At 35.9% G+C, this 16156-nt stretch carries 9 protein-coding genes; 7 read left to right on the top strand and 2 right to left on the bottom strand.

All coding sequences use genetic code 11. The annotated features are described in order from the left end of the window. Positions 1–64 precede the first annotated feature (64 nt). Positions 65–1147: a class II fructose-bisphosphate aldolase gene (gene fbaA, locus N2Z72_05580; protein MCX7697150.1), complete on the top strand. Its 1083-nt coding sequence runs from the start codon at positions 65–67 to the stop codon at positions 1145–1147. A gap of 337 nt (positions 1148–1484) precedes the next feature. Here fbaA and N2Z72_05575 read toward each other — a convergent pair whose 3' ends face one another. Next, entirely contained in the window at positions 1485–3203 is a 1719-nt protein-coding gene (locus tag N2Z72_05575) for a T9SS type A sorting domain-containing protein (GenBank protein MCX7697149.1), read from the bottom strand. A 1017-nt stretch (positions 3204–4220) separates the two neighbouring features. Then, entirely contained in the window at positions 4221–5597 is a 1377-nt protein-coding gene (rmuC, locus tag N2Z72_05570) for a DNA recombination protein RmuC (protein MCX7697148.1), read from the bottom strand. A gap of 93 nt (positions 5598–5690) precedes the next feature. On the opposite strand from rmuC, the gene N2Z72_05565 reads away from it, so the two are divergent. The 6 genes from N2Z72_05565 to N2Z72_05540 all read left to right on the top strand — a co-directional run bounded on the left by N2Z72_05565 (position 5691) and on the right by N2Z72_05540 (position 16156). Further along, complete coding sequence (locus N2Z72_05565; GenBank protein MCX7697147.1) at positions 5691–6650, top strand: ATP-binding cassette domain-containing protein; 960 nt, start codon at positions 5691–5693, stop codon at positions 6648–6650. After that, the gene (locus tag N2Z72_05560; GenBank protein ID MCX7697146.1) at positions 6619–7953 is read left to right on the top strand and encodes an ABC transporter permease; all 1335 of its coding nucleotides are present in this window, start codon (positions 6619–6621) and stop codon (positions 7951–7953) included. The genes N2Z72_05565 and N2Z72_05560 overlap by 32 nt, the downstream gene beginning before the upstream one ends. 667 nt (positions 7954–8620) lie before the next feature. Beyond that, on the top strand, positions 8621–11872 hold the full coding sequence (locus tag N2Z72_05555; protein MCX7697145.1) for a PDZ domain-containing protein: 3252 nt from the start codon (positions 8621–8623) through the stop codon (positions 11870–11872). 4 nt (positions 11873–11876) lie between these two features. Continuing rightward, complete coding sequence (locus tag N2Z72_05550; GenBank protein MCX7697144.1) at positions 11877–12428, top strand: hypothetical protein; 552 nt, start codon at positions 11877–11879, stop codon at positions 12426–12428. A gap of 1 nt (position 12429) precedes the next feature. Then, positions 12430–13341 carry a 4-hydroxy-tetrahydrodipicolinate synthase gene (dapA, locus tag N2Z72_05545; protein ID MCX7697143.1) on the top strand — a complete coding sequence of 304 codons (912 nt, stop codon included), beginning with the start codon at positions 12430–12432 and terminating at the stop codon, positions 13339–13341. Next, entirely contained in the window at positions 13331–16156 is a 2826-nt protein-coding gene (locus N2Z72_05540; GenBank protein ID MCX7697142.1) for a M14 family zinc carboxypeptidase, read from the top strand. The genes dapA and N2Z72_05540 overlap by 11 nt, the downstream gene beginning before the upstream one ends.

Raw genomic sequence — 16156 nt, 5'->3', positions numbered from 1 at the left:
ATGTTTTATACGAAAAGGTATATTCTATATTCGTGAAAAATCTCGTAATTTTGAAAAAAATATTATGGAAACATTGAAGGAGATTTTAAAACCCGGAATTGTGTATGGAGAAGGTTTAAGAAAATTGTTTGCATATGCTAAAGAGAAAGGATTTGCTTTACCTGCTGTAAATGTGACCAATTCGAGTACTATTATAGCTGTCCTAGAGGCAGCAGCACAGGTCAAGTCGCCTGTCATTATTCAATTTTCCAGTGGTGGAGGTCAGTTCGTTGCTGGAAAATCTATTCATAATGACAACTATGAAGCTAGTATTGCTGGTGCTATAGCTGGAGCTCATTTAATTCACCAGCTGGCACCGCTCTATGGAGTACCGGTAGTCATTCATACCGATCATGCAGCTAAAAAGCTACTACCTTGGGTAGACGGTATGATCAAGGCTGGAGAAGAATTTTATCAGAAACATGGTTATCCTCTTTTTTCAAGTCATATGTTAGATTTAAGTGAAGAAACACTTGAAGAAAACGTTGCTATCAGCAAAAAATATCTTGAAAAAATATCAGCTTTGGAAATGTTTTTGGAAATTGAACTTGGCGTGACAGGAGGTGAAGAAGATGGGGTAGATCATACAGGAATAGAAAATGCTCGTCTTTATACTCAACCCGAACATGTTTTTTATGCGTATACGGAACTGATAAAAATTTCTCCCAACTTTACGATTGCAGCTTCATTTGGAAATGTTCATGGGGTTTACAAGCCCGGTAACGTTGTCCTTCAGCCCGTCATCCTAAAAAACAGTCAAAATTATATTGTCGAAAAATTACAACTGACAGAAACAAAACCCGTGTCCTTTGTTTTCCATGGCGGTAGTGGTTCAAGTAGGGAAGAAATCCATGAAGCAATATCATATGGGGTTGTCAAGATGAACATTGATACTGATACTCAGTGGGCTTATTGGGAAGGAGTTTTAAATTATTATAAGAAGTATGAAGCTTATCTTCAAGGGCAACTTGGTAATCCTGAAGGTCCTGACAAACCTAACAAAAAATATTATGATCCTCGAGCCTGGCTTCGTGAGGCCGAAAAGTCCATGGTAAAACGTGTCGTGCAGGCTTTTGAAGATCTTCGATCCTTAAATGTTTTAGCTTAACTCAGTATATAGAGCTTGTGAAAGATTGAAATTTTTTTAGAGCAACACACTTTGATAGAAGGAGAGCAATGTTATGAGTTAAATTGGTGGGAATTCTTTTTTTAACGTTATATTTTGCTGGATGTAAAATTAAAGTTCTTGTTTCATGGCTTATTCTGTTTTTTTGTCGAACTATAGTTGATCATTTAAGCTTGGATGGTGAACAAGCATGAATGAGAAATTCGCATAAATAAAATAAAAAACACTCAGTCTTGGATCATAATGTATGATGAAGTGATTTTAAGAAAAAAAAGCTGTCACACATGTGACAGCTTTTTTGTGTTAAAGACGCGAAGTTTTATTGTTTTATTATTTTCCGTACAGAGAGAATATCTCCATTTGTTGTGGAAACCTTTATAGTGTACAATCCACTAAGCATCCCTTTTACTGAAATTTGATTTATATTATTCTCTAATAACTGTTGGTGTATTTCGCGTCCTGTAATATCGTAGATCTGAAGTATGGCATTATTAACATGATCTAGTTTGATACTGAATTCGTTTGAAAAAGGATTTGGATAGATAATGACGTGTTCTGAATTTTCGATTGGAATTAGGGAAGCGGGTATAGGGTCTTCAAATTCAAATGAAGACAAATCTGGGTTAGCATCTCGAGGATTACCGTTAATATCGAAGGGTACGTTGAAATATACTTGAGGTAAATTAGGATCAATTAATGGACTATTTTCATAGACGTTGAAAGCTGATTTATAATCAAAATCAAGTGGTGAAAGATTTGTGCTTGGTAATGAAACAAATAAGGGGTTGGAAGTGAGGATATTTGATTTATAATGAGGCCAGCCAAACTCAACTAGTGAATTGGTTATATCGAGGCTTATACCAGAATCATAGTAAAATATCCCATCAGGGGTATTATTTGAAGTAAATTTAGGTCCGTTATCCCAAAAAACAGAATTTGCAACTTTAACATCGACTGCAGCATGTCCATAATTCGCCATTAGATAGAATAAACGTCCAGGATAAGCTAAAGAAGTTAAATTGTTTTGCATATAAGTACAATTTTGAATAATAACTTCTACTGGATTAGATGTCCAGAATCCCTTAGCAATGAGACCAGTACCATAATTTGAGAAATTATAATACATCATGCAATTAATCATGACTAACTTAGCTGCTCCATACGGACAAATTACAGCACCAGCATCCCCACCGTAATTATCAATAAAATATGAATCTTTAACATAAACTGTGTCATAATTTACAAAATTATTTACAGTAATGGCAGGCCCACTATAGTTTCTCCAGAACATACAATTTTTTATGGTAGGGCTGGAATTGACGATGGTGATGGCAGAACCGGCTATAGATTGCTGGCCGGGAAAATGAATGAATCCTGGAATCCAACCAACAGCACCATTATTTTGCATGAAAAGTAAATTTGACAAAATCGGAGAAGCATTCTCTTTAAGAAAAACTGCGCCAATCACTTTTTGATTTCCATAATTTGGTAATGTTGTATCTAAATAATAAGCATGTTTAATGACAAAATTGTCTAGTAATGTGGCAGATGTTAGTGGTGTTACATTGCGGACAATTGAATAAGCATTATCTATGATATACGAATCACTTATTTGAGCACCACCTGGCCATGGAAAGTAAGAGGGGTCATTTTGTTTTATATCAGCTGAGAGAATAGATGGATGCATATTCAAATCTTGATAACTTGTGTCACCTTCTTGTCCAGGTAAACCTTGAAACGATCCTCTAACTTTTACTCCTTCTTTAAGTACGAAGGTTGACCAACGAGAAGAATCAGTATAAACAAAAGCTGAGTCGTAGATTGGAATATATGTTCCTTGTGCGACCCATACTTCATCGCCAAACTGACTATCGTTGATAGCAGCTTGCAGATCTCTGTATGCTTCGTTATCATTCCATGAATAAGGTCCTTGGTATCCACCACCTTGAAGACCTGTTGTTTTGACGTAACGGATGGTTTGACCCCATAAGGTCACAAGAACCATCATTCCCATTGAAAATGTTAATAATCCTTTCATACTCTTAAATTTTAAAGTTGAACATAATTCTACTCAAAATTAAACTGAATTTAAATAATATATGTTTAATGTAATAAATATCATATTAATTATTGTTTATAAAAATTTTTTATATACATGAAAAAGTAAAATCCTTAAGTAAATATTCTTCATATTTGTTTTGTTTCGTATGAAACTTTTAAATGATATGTAATTAATGATTTTAGCTCTGGATCAATGATAACTGTGTTTGAGGTTGCTAGGTGTTATTTTGCTTAATAGTACGACATTTCAAGTTTTTGGGTTTAATACATGAAAAAGGTAAAAGCTACTCTCCTCTTTTTGCTTTATCTATTTTTTAAGAATTAGGTGGGATTTGGTTTTGTTAATGAGAACGTCCACGTACCAGAATATTAACCTTTTGTAAATGATATTTACAGATCCATTCATCATATTTAATTATTCGTCTACACCCAGAAATGATAATATTTTTCATTTAAAATACAGCAAATCCTTTCTACTGTTGAAATTTATTAAAAAAAGTAAAATTCTTTGAAAATCAAGTACTTTTTATATCATTCTCTCTCTATAGAAAGTATTGTTTCTATGATTCAGATAAAAAGGTTGTAATGTTCAGTGTTTGACGGACAGGTCCGACCTCCTATTGCTAAAGATAAATAGAATCTGAATATTTCTTACTTTCATGAAGTTGTTAGCGTATATTAAATAAGGTATGGTCGTTTCTAATTTCTCACATATATTTAAAGGAATGTATAGCACTTCGACTATTTTTCAAAAATCTTTGTGTTTGTATTGCTCAAACTATGCTACTGTTTATACTTAAATTTGCCCCATGGTTATGCGAAGGATCTATCTTTCTCTTTCTTTTTAATGCAACATGATAGATTTTTAGGGTTACCACCATATTTTTTTAAGCTAGTCTTTCAAACGATGCATGATAACAAAATAAAAAGTTTTTACCGATAATGAACAGAAATATCTTTTTTTAACCTGGGTTTTTTTTCATTGATGTGGTTGCTAATTCACGACGTCATCATCTTCCCATTCTGATGTAGTTTCTGTGATGTCTAGGACCTTTTTTGCTTCCGATTCAGGGAGAGCTTCAATGTTTTTGAGCTTTGCATTGATTTTTCGAGTTCTTGTACCAACGAGTTTTTCAATTTCTTCACCTGCTTTTTCTATTTTATCTTTTGCGCTGTTTAAAACTTTTTCAAAGTTACTAAATTCGGTTTTGACGGCTTGGAGAAGTTTCCAGACCTCAGTACTGCGTTTTTCGATTGCCAGGGTGCGGAAACCCATCTGCAAGCTGTTAAGCAAAGCAGCCAATGTACTGGGGCCGGCTACAATTATGTGATATGTTTGTTGTAGTTCCCTCAACAAGTCTGAATCTCGGACAACTTCAGCATAGAGTCCCTCAAATGGCAAAAACATAATAGCAAAGTCGGTAGTATGAGGCGGATAAATGTATTTTTGATTAATGTCTTTGGCTGCATTTTTAATAGCTGTCGTGAGGAGGTTTCTGTGTGTTTGAATGTCGCTACTATCCCCATTTTCGTAAGCATCTAAAAGATGGTGGTAAACATCTAATGGAAATTTAGAGTCGATAGGTAGATAGACAGGTTTATTTTGCTCGTCTTTACCCGGTAAAATGATAGCATATTCCACCACTTCACGTGAATGGGGCTTTGTGGCTATGTTTTTATCATATTGTTCTGGAGAGAGGATATTTTCGAGAATAGCACCAAGTTGAATTTCACCTAAAATTCCGCGTTGCTTGACATTGCTCAGAACCTTTTTGAGATCACTTACATTAGATGCCAAACTTTGCATTTCCCCAAGTCCCTTGTGTACTTGTTCAAGTCGCTCGCTCACGAGCTTGAATGAGTCATTGAGCCGTTTTTCTAGAGTGTTATGGAGTTTTTCGTCGACAGTCGCACGCATTTCTTCTAGTTTTTTGTTGTTCTCTTGCTGTATGCTTTCGAGTTTTTTTTCAACGGTTTCACGAACTTTTTCCAATTTATGTTCAGTGTCTTGGCGCATTTGTTCGTACTGTCGGACAAGATCCGAAAATTTTTGAGCGTGATATGTATTGAAATCTTGAAAACTCTGAATAAGAGTCTTTTGAAACATTTCTAGTTGACGGTGAATATCATCTTTGTTGAGCGTAAATTGTTGGGAAAGTTCGGTTTTAAACTGGGTCATGTTTTGCCCAAGTTCAAGCCGATTGTCTTTCAAGGATTTTTGTAGTTCGTCTCGATTTCTAGCGAATTCATCTCGTTGTAGTGTATCAATTCGTTGAATGCTTTCCAACACCTTTTCGAACTGCTTTTGATAATAAAAGACAAAAACTATTAAAACTACAATTAAAACACCTATTAAAATATAGGTAACCATTTCGTTTTTTGCAATTTACAACATTTCTTAATACTACAAACCAACGCGCGTTATATTTTAGCAATTAAGGTTTTATATTTGCCAAAAATCCGAATGGTATCCATTGAGGTAGATGGTATTAGTAAGTCTTTTGGTTCTTATAAAGCCTTAGATCATGTAACCTTAAGCATAGGTAAAGGAAAAGTATTTGGTTTGCTTGGCCCCAATGGTGCTGGCAAAACGACACTTATTCGTATTCTTATGCAGATTTACGCTCCTGATGAGGGAGAAGTTCGCATAGATGGGAAAAAACTTTCTCCAGATCACATGGGTTTAATGGGGTATTTACCTGAGGAGCGCGGACTTTATAAGAAGATGACTGTGGGCGAGCAAGCTCTTTTTTTTGCACAGTTAAAAGGAATGAATCGTTCAAAAGCTGAAAAAGAGCTTAAAAAGTGGTTTGAAAAATTTGATATTCTTTCGTGGTGGAATCGCAAAGTGGAAGAACTTTCTAAAGGAATGGCTCAGAAAGTGCAATTCATTATTACAGTTGTTCATCGTCCGAAACTTATTATCTTCGACGAACCGTTCAGTGGATTTGATCCTATTAATGTTGAACTTCTTAAAAACGAACTTCTCAACTTACGTAACGACGCTACCATTCTTTTTTCGACTCACGATATGAAAAGCGTCGAAGAACTTTGTGATGAAATTGCTCTTATCAACAAATCAAAAATTATTTTAAGTGGTGAAGTAGGTGAAATAAAAAAACGTTTTAATACCAATGTTTTTGCATTTCGTTTTCAGTATGAAGGAAAACCAGAAACTTTTTTTACTCATGGAACTGAGATTAGATATCTACAGAAAATGAAGGAGTTTTGGGAAGCTATAATTTACATACCCGATCAAAATAATTTAAAACAAATCTTGCAAAACATAGTTCAACAAGGATATTTATTGGCCTATTATGAAGTATTACCATCATTTCATAGTATTTTTATAAGTCAGGTAACAGGTCAACCCATCAATGAAGTTATAAAGTATGAAAAAAATTGGTCTTATCATTTGGCGTGAGTTTATTACTCGAGTGAGGAAGCCTGTATTCATTATTATGACTATTTTGGGTCCCATTTTAATGGCTTTGCTTATCGTTGTGCCTATTTATCTAGCTCAGCTGTCTGACCAGCCAAAGGAAGTGGCGGTAGTTGATGAAACAGGATTGTTTTATGGGAGATTCCCTCAACTTAACTGGCTTAAATTCAGTTATCCTGCCATGGACGTAGAAACTCTCAAATCCAATTTGAAGAAATCTTCATACGATGCTATTCTTTATATTCCCACTTCTGTAATCAATGGCCCTGCCAATGTTCGTCTGATCATGAAAAAGGAGTTGGGTTTTCAGGTGCGAGAGATCATTAAAAGTGTTATAGCTTATGAGTTGAAGTCTCATCGTCTTGCACTTGCCGGAGTTGATAAATCTTTGTTGAAAGATATCGAAGTCAGCGTAAACATCGATTCTTACGTTGTGAGGGGTAAGAATGAAGAGATGAGTTTTTCAGATTTGAGATATTTTATTGGGTTTCTCGCTTCTACATTGATCTATATTTTTATCATCATTTATGGTTCTATGGTCATGCGTGGCGTAATTGAGGAAAAATCTAGTCGTATTGTAGAGATTCTTGTAAGTTCCGTGAAGCCATTTGAACTCATGATGGGAAAAATTGTGGGAATCGCTTTGGTTGGACTGATGCAATTTGTTTTATGGATCATTCTGACTTTTACTTTTGTCATGGGTATCAAAACTATTGATCCATCCTTGTTTACTTATCGTGAACCTGTCAAACTCGAGTTAAAAAACAAAGGACTAACCCCAGAAGAAGCCCAGGCAATTCAGCAAAACATAGAACTTTCACAAAGCCAGTTAAATCAAATACTCGAAGGGATCAGGCATATTGAATTTGGAAATATCTTGGGAGCATTCCTTTTTTATTTTGTCTTTGGTTATTTGCTTTATGCGGCCATGTTTGCAGCCATAGGATCGTTGGTAGATAACGAAACTGATACTCAACAGTTCGTATTGCCTATAACAGTTCCTCTTTTGTTGGGCATTATAAGCATTAATTTCGTGCTCAACAATCCCGATGGGCCTGTTTCGTTTTGGTTGTCCATCATTCCATTTACGTCTCCTATCAGTATGATGGCTCGAATTCCATTTACACCTCCAGTTACGTGGTGGCATTTTATACTTTCAGCTGTTTTATTGATTCTGTTTTTTATTTTAACAGTTTGGCTTTCGGGGAAGATTTATAGGACAGGAATTCTTTTATATGGAAAAAAGATCACATGGCGTGAAGTTTTCAAATGGTTTTTACGATGAGGGATTTAGATGAAATTTTTTTTACCAGTATTTCTGAGAATTGATTTTCGTTAATAAAAAGTATGAGGCATGTTGGGCTAGTTCCCCAAGCCAAAGTCTTTATAAGTACTGCCACAACTTTCTTGAATTGTTTTTCGAGATTCTTGCAAAAACACTGAGCGAAATACATATGATCAGAAATTTTTTCCAATTTAATTGTAACAGTATGATAATTTTTGAAATATATAGCTTCTTTATTACATACAAAAAAACATTTTTTACAAGTTGTACATTTTTCAGGGAGAATTATTATTTTGTCACTTTGTCGGTCAAAAATCAGAGCGTTTTCTTTGCATGTTCTAACGCAATCGCCGCATCTTCTACATCGCGACATGTTTATCACGGGTGCTTCTTGATCAATAACGAGCGCTTGTTGTGAGGATTCATGACTTGTGACTGGGTCAAAAAGTGGAGCATTTCTTAAAAAATATACAAAGAGAATGTTTTTTTCTGTTTTATTACGTTTTTTTTCTTCTAGGACATTTTGTACATGTATTAAATTTTCAGTTTCACTTTCTTTAATAATAATAAATTCGACATTATCAATTTGCATGTATGTGTGATTTCAATAATAAAATGCTGCCGATTGAGTTAATTATTTTAATTTTAGGCTTTAAAAATACGAAATATGAGAATATTGTTCTGGATAATTGCTTTTACTATGATAATTAATAACGTATGTTCCCAAGATTACCAGGATTTGCGATTGATGCGCTTCCCTACCATTTCTGATAAGTACATATCTTTCACCTATGCAGGTGATATTTACATTGTTTCTAAGGAGGGAGGGATGGCAAGAAGATTGACTTCTGGAGACGGGTATGAGATGTTTCCGCGTTTTTCGCCTGATGGTCAGTGGATTGCATTTACAGGACAATATGATGGTAACACAGAAGTGTATGTAATGCCAGCCGAAGGTGGCGTACCTAGGCGTTTAACTTTTACAGCAACTCTTTCAAGAGATGATGTTTCTGATCGAATGGGGCCCAACAACATTGTCATGGGGTGGACACCCGATGGAAAAAAAATTATTTTTCGTTCGCGTGGTAAGAGTTTCAATGATTTTATAGGGCACCTTTTTATGGTATCACTGGATGGTGGCATGCCTGAACAATTGCCACTAAGCACTGGAGGTTTCTGTTCATTTTCTCCGGATGGCAAGAAACTCGCATTTAATCGTGTTTTTCGAGAATTTCGTACGTGGAAGTACTACACCGGCGGAATGGCTGATGATATCCGTGTTTTTGATTTTACAACAAAGAAGGTTGAAAAAATTACCGATAATATTCATCAGGATATTATTCCTATGTGGATTGGTGATGAAATTTATTTTATTTCTGATCGAGATCGAACCATGAATCTTTTTTCGTATAATGTAGTTACTAAAGAAACCAGGAAGGTAACAAATTTTACGGATTATGACATTAAATTTCCTAGTTCTAATGGAAAGGAAATAGTTTTTGAAAAAGGAGGATATCTGTATATTTTTGATCCTAAAACGCAACAAGTAAAAAAAATAACTGTTAGCATTGCTAATGACTTTAAGTTTTCTCGAACATCTTTAATTGATGCAACGCCTTATATCCAGATGGTAAGTCTTTCACCCCGAGGAGAAAGATTAGCTGTGGTTGCTCGAGGAGAAGTCTTTTCTGTTCCTGCCAAAAGTGGTGTAACAAGAAATCTGACAAAAAGTTCTAATTCAAATGATCGTAATGCTGTATGGAGTCCTGATGGAAAAACTATAGCATTTCTCAGTGATAGGTCAGGTGAGTTTGAAATCTGGACTGTCTCTGCCGATGGAAAGGAATCACCGAAGCAAATTACCAAAGGAGCCGATACCTATTATTATTCTTTGCTTTGGTCTCCCGACGGAAAAAAAATACTATTCAACGACAAGAAACTACGTCTACGTTATGTTGATGTAGAAACTAAGAAAATATTTGATGTAGCTCAAAGCGGCGTATGGGAGTACACCAGTTTTAATTGGAGTCCTGACAGTAAGTGGATTGCCTACACCGAACCTCAGAAAACTGGAATGAACCAGGTTATTCTTTACGAATTAGCGACAGGCAAGAAAATCGAAGTTACTAATACGTGGTATGAGTCTTACCATCCTTCTTTTAGCTCGGATGGTAAATACCTCGTTCTCATAAGCGATAGAGATTTCAATCCTGTGTATAGCCAAACTGAATGGAATCATGCTTATACCAATATGTCGAAGGTGTATCTTGTTATGCTTTCTTCGAGGGTTCCTAATCCTTTGGCACCAGAAAATAATGAGGAAGGTGAAAAAACGAAACCTAATGATGTGAAATCGGGTTCTGAAAAATCGGATAATTCAGTCATTACTGTTGAGGTAGACCCAAGTGGAATTCAAAGTAGAATCATAGCACTTCCTATCAAGCCATCAAACTATTGGAATCCAACCATGATTGACAAGCAAATTTATTATTTACGAAAAGGTGAATTTGAAGAAAAAGCTACTCTTCTGATGTATGACCTGGAAAAAAGAAAGGAAATTGAGATTACCAAAGCAGATGGTTATGAAATATCGCGCGATGGTAAAAAGATGATGATAGTTCAGGACAAGAAGTATTATGTGATAGATTTGCCAAAAGGTGAAGTAAAGCTTGAACAACCAGCACCTTTCGACGATCTCAAGTGTATGGTGAATCGACAAGAAGAATGGAAACAGATTTATTACGAAGTATGGCGCCAAATGAGAGATTTTTTCTACGTTCCCAACATGCATGGGGTAAATTGGGAACAAATCAAAGAAAAATATGCAGTTTTATTACCATATGTCAACAACAGACATGATCTGAATTACATCATAGGTGAAATGATTGGAGAATTAAATGTAGGACATGCATATATTGGTGGCGGTGATGTACCTAAACCTCCGAGAATAGAAATGGGTTTATTAGCTGCAGATTTTGAAAAGTCAGAAGGTGGTTACTTTAGGGTTAAAAGCATTTTGAAAGGAGAAAACTGGTCTGAAAGACTTCGTAGTCCTCTGACAGAAGTAGGGGTTGATGTAAAAGTTGGAGATTATATCCTTTCCATAGATGGTGTTTCTACTACTGAAGTAGCAAACATTTATGAATTGCTTACTGGCAAAGCAAACAAATTGGTAGAAATTTGGGTAAATTCTGCGCCAAATTGGAATGGAGCACGAAGAGTGGTAGTCAAACCACTTTCGTCTGAAGCTGATTTGATTTATCTAAATTGGGTTCAAAAAAATATTGAATATGTAGAAAAGAAGACCAATGGTCAAGTTGGATATATTCATATACCCGACATGAGTGTCGAAGGATTGAATGAATTTGCTAAATACTTTTATCCTCAGCTGAATAAAAAAGCTCTTATTATTGATGATCGAGGTAATGGAGGAGGAAATGTTAGCCCTATGATCATGGAACGGTTGATGCGAGTTCCAACTCGGGCTAACATGGCTAGAAACGTAACTGTTCCTGGCCAAACACCAACAAGGCTCATGCTCGGGCCTAAAGTGGTACTTATAAATCAATATTCTGCATCGGATGGTGATCTGTTCCCTTATGCATTTAAAAAACACAAGCTTGGAAAAGTAATCGGTGTACGTTCTTGGGGAGGAGTTGTGGGGATTAGAGGTACTCTCTATTTTGTTGACGGAACTGTTTTGAACAAACCTGAGTTTGCAAGTTATGACATAGACGAAAGTAAATGGATCATAGAAGGATGGGGTGTTGATCCTGACATCGTGGTTGATAATGACCCTTATGAAGAGTTCATGGGTAAAGATGCTCAGTTAGATAAAGCAATCGAGGTCATCCTGGAAGAGTTAAAAAATTACAAACCAATTCCTCCTATTCCTGAACCACCCGACAAATCTCGTTAAGATTATGCGTTTGCAAAGAAAAGTTTTCAATTTCTTTTATCAGAAAAAAAAACAACATTTTCATAGACATATTCAGGGTATTCCTTACTACGAAGCTAATTCTCTGCTATTGGTAGTGGATTATAAAAGAGCTGAGGACATTGACATTTTCTATAGGATAGGAACTCAATTAATTTTTGATAATAAAGACTACCTGATGCTCTTGTGGACAGAACAAAAAAAACAATCTTTACCTTTTCCCGACAGTCATCATTATTTACTTATTGGACATGAAGATTTTACTTTTCTCAAGACTCCAAAAAATGACCATCGATTTTTTTCTCTTTTGCAAAAACCTTTTGATTTATTTATGGATTTAACCAGATTAGTAGAATTACCTTTGCTTTGGATTGCTGAGTTTAACCATGCGAAATTAAAAATTGGTTTTAATAAATTTTCTTCACCTGTATTTGATGTCAATATTCACGATACTTTTTCGAGGGATTTGACTGCAGAGGAAATTTTTCGTATATTTGTACAGTATTCAAATTGGTTGAAAGTTCAAAAAAAACTTTAATATGGAAGAAATATCATTGCAAGGAACAGGCGTTGCGCTAGTGACACCTTTTAATGAAGATTTATCCGTAGACGAAGAGGCGTACTTACGACTTGTGGAATATGTTGTCGAAGGTGGGGTTGATTTTCTCGTCCTTTTTGGAACAACCGGAGAATCTCCTACGGTTCTTTTACAGGAGAAGGAACGTATTCTAAAAAAAGTTGATGCTTTACTGCACGGCAAAGTCCCCATAGTTATAGGTTTTGGAGGGAATAATACAAGCGAATTGGTAAAACAAATTAAGGCCTTCGATTTTACAGGTGCTTCATACATTTTATCTGTTGTTCCCTATTATAACAAACCCTCTCAGGAAGGGATGATTGCTCATTTTCAGGCTGTAGCTGAAGTTTCACCTTTGCCAGTGATTCTATATAACGTTCCTGGAAGAACAGTTGTAAATATGGAACCTGAAACTACTATCATGCTTGCAAATAGTTCTCCAAAATTTGTGGCTATTAAAGATGCAACAGATAATGTTGATAAATTCATGAGTTTAATGGCAAAAAAACCTGTTTCTTTTAAGGTTTTTGCAGGAGATGATGCATTGACTTTCCCTTTTCTAGCGTTGGGGGCGCATGGAACCATTTCAGTGATAGCCAATGCTTATCCTTCATTTTTTTCTAAAATGGTGTCCGCTTGTCTGAAAAATAATTGGGAAACAGCTCGAAAATACCATTATATGATTTTACCATTGTTGCATACTTTGTTAACAATGGGTAATCCTGCTGGAATTAAAGCTATTTTATCTATGAAAAATTTGATCAAGCATCAATTTCGTTTACCCCTTGTTCCACTGCCTGAAGAAAAAATACGCATATTAAAAAAAGCTGTTGACGATTTCGAAAATGCAACAAAATATGAAAATGTTAAATAGAATAATTGCTGTAATTCTTTTCTTTTCTCTGACTTTTTCGGGGGTTGCCCAGGAATTAGATAAACTTTTTGATGGTAGAGTAGAAATTTATTTTCGCTTTCCTCGCGAATCTGTGAACACCTTACAGACCAATATTTTCTCCATAGTAACTATTGATCAGATCGATTCTCAGTATTTTTATGCCTACGCAAATAAAAGACAAATGGCTCAGTTTCTTTCCCTCGGTTTACCTTTTGAAAAACTTACACCTCCCAGTATGTTGCTTAAGCTTTCGCAACTTAACATGAAGAAAAAAACCATTATTCGAAAAAATACTCAAACAACATGGAACTTTTATCCTACGTACAGCAACTATTTGAGCATCATGCAACAATTTCAATCAACCTATCCAGGTATTTGTAAGATTGATACCATAGGCTATTCAGTTCAGAACAGATTAATTCTTGTGGCTAAAATCAGCGATAACGTTGCTATGGATGAAGCAGAACCCAAAATATTTCTCTCCAGTACTATGCATGGCGATGAAACAACAGGATATGTTTTGCTTTTACATTTGATTGATTATTTGTTGAGTAATTATGGTACTTTGCCAAGGATAACGAATATTGTGAACAATGCTCAACTTTACATCAATCCACTTGCTAACCCTGATGGAACTTATGCGGGAGGTAATAATACTGTGAATGGAGCAACACGGTATAATGCTAATGGGGAAGATCTGAATCGCAATTTCCCCGTCCCAGATGGGTCGCAGGGTGATGATGGCACTTACGCTCAGGAGATTGAGACGCAAAAATTTGTTCAATTTGCCAAGAAACACAATTTTGTGGTTGGGTTTAACTATCATGGTGGAGCCGAATTGGCAAATTATCCTTGGGATTATAAGACTGCAGACCATCCAGATAGGGCTTGGTTCGTTTACGTAAGTAAAGAGTATGCAGATACAGCTCAATTTAATAGCCCTGCTGGTTATTTCGACGATAACAATCCTGGATCTGATTATCCTGGTGTCATCGAAGGTGCCACATGGTACATTGTGAAAGGTTCTCGGCAAGATTTTAGCAATTATAACGGGCATTGTCGAGAGGTAACACTTGAAATTTCGTCGACTAAATTGCCTCCTGCTTCTAGTCTTGAAAACTATTGGAATTATAATTATCGATCTATATTAAATTTTATAGAGCAAGGAATGTACGGCATACGAGGCATAGTTACCGATGCTTGTACAGGGCAACCTATTAAGGCTTTGATAACTATACTTTCCCATGATGCTGATTCTTCGCATGTATATTCCTCCCCATTGCACGGAGATTATTATCGTCCCATCATTGCTGGAACATGGAATATGTCAGTATCTGCTCCTGGTTATCAAACTGCTACCATTAATAACGTGACTGTTACCAATAAATCTGTGGTTGTGCGAAATGTGTCTCTTATACCAAATTCTCCAACAGCTAATTTCATTGCCAACAAAACTTACACTTGTGATGGAAAGATTCAATTTACCAATACAGGGACTTATCCTCAGGGTAGTACATTTTTGTGGAGTTTTGGTGATGGAAGTACCTCGACCGACGAACATCCTTTTCATGAGTATACGCAAAACGGGACATATACTGTAAAGCTTAAAATTACATCTTGTGCAGGCATTGATAGCATGGTTAAGGTAGGATATATTGTCGTCGATCGTCCTGACCAACCAGTGGTTTTGGGTGATACCATTTGTGGAGGGCAATCAGCAACTTTAACTTCTACGGGTAGTGAGCCACATTGGTTTTCCTCACCTGGAGGTCAAGAGTTATATGTAGGGAACACATGGATCACTCCACCTATCTTTCAAGATACTACTTTTTATGTGAGTGACTTCATTACTGAAAATTATCAGGGAGGTAAACCCGATAGTGCTGGAGTTGGAGGCTACTACACTTTTACTACTCAGCATGGCCTAGTTTTTTCATGTACAGAGCCTGTAACTTTAAAAAGTGTTACGGTTTATGCTAATTCTGCCGGAAACAGAACCATTACCCTCAAAGATGAGAACAACAATACTGTCTGGACACATACAGTCAATGTTTCAGCAGGCATGAACGTAATTAACATTCAGAAACCCCTTCCAGTAGGAAATAATATGAAGCTTCTTGGCCCTCCCGTTCCAAATTTATTTAGAAATGGTTCCAATACTGCACCAGATTTACCTTATCCTTACAACATCGGTAATGTAATTAACATTACTTCAAGCACAGCCACTACTTCTCCTTATAAGTATTACTATTATTTTTATAATTGGGTTATCGAGAAAAGTTGTCAGTCGGCTTATGCGGAAGTGCCTGTGAAAGTTAACCCTTTGCCTATTGCAAATTTTTACCATGAATTGGCGGGAAACATAGTTAGTTTCTACAATACTTCACAGTATGCAACGTCTTATTATTGGAATTTTGGCGATGGAGTTGTTTCAACTTTACCAAATCCTGTCCATGAATACAATCATCCAGGTCAGTACGAAGTATACCTTGTTGCATCCAATAATTGTGGCAGTGACACATTAAAGCAGTTGATTGATGTAATTTCATCAGAAGAAGAAGTAATATTATTTCTTGTTTTTCCCAATCCCGTAGAACACTATTTGAACATCGAGAAAGCTGAAGAAATAACTTATCTTGAAATTTTGACAATCGATGGGAAAATTCTTTTCAAAACTCGAAATATGGGAGCTCAAACTCTAAGCATAGATTTTTCATCCTTCGAAAAAGGACTATATATGTTAGTGTTGCATGCAAAAAATAAAACTCATCAATTGCTGATCCAGAAAAAATAA

The sequence above is a fragment of the Bacteroidales bacterium genome (assembly GCA_026418905.1).
Lineage (GTDB): Bacteria > Bacteroidota > Bacteroidia > Bacteroidales > DTU049 > JAOAAK01.
This window is presented reverse-complemented; position numbering and strand designations above follow the sequence as displayed.

Bases quoted from the DNA above. Each gene is read 5' to 3' on its own strand.
- fbaA (MCX7697150.1), top strand. From the start codon at position 65: ATGGAAACATTGAAGGAGATTTTAAAACCCGGAATTGTGTATGGAGAA.
- N2Z72_05575 (MCX7697149.1), bottom strand. From the start codon at position 3,203: ATGAAAGGATTATTAACATTTTCAATGGGAATGATGGTTCTTGTGACC.
- rmuC (MCX7697148.1), bottom strand. From the start codon at position 5,597: ATGGTTACCTATATTTTAATAGGTGTTTTAATTGTAGTTTTAATAGTT.
- N2Z72_05565 (MCX7697147.1), top strand. From the start codon at position 5,691: ATGGTATCCATTGAGGTAGATGGTATTAGTAAGTCTTTTGGTTCTTAT.
- N2Z72_05560 (MCX7697146.1), top strand. From the start codon at position 6,619: ATGAAAAAAATTGGTCTTATCATTTGGCGTGAGTTTATTACTCGAGTG.
- N2Z72_05555 (MCX7697145.1), top strand. From the start codon at position 8,621: ATGAGAATATTGTTCTGGATAATTGCTTTTACTATGATAATTAATAAC.
- N2Z72_05550 (MCX7697144.1), top strand. From the start codon at position 11,877: ATGCGTTTGCAAAGAAAAGTTTTCAATTTCTTTTATCAGAAAAAAAAA.
- dapA (MCX7697143.1), top strand. From the start codon at position 12,430: ATGGAAGAAATATCATTGCAAGGAACAGGCGTTGCGCTAGTGACACCT.
- N2Z72_05540 (MCX7697142.1), top strand. From the start codon at position 13,331: ATGTTAAATAGAATAATTGCTGTAATTCTTTTCTTTTCTCTGACTTTT.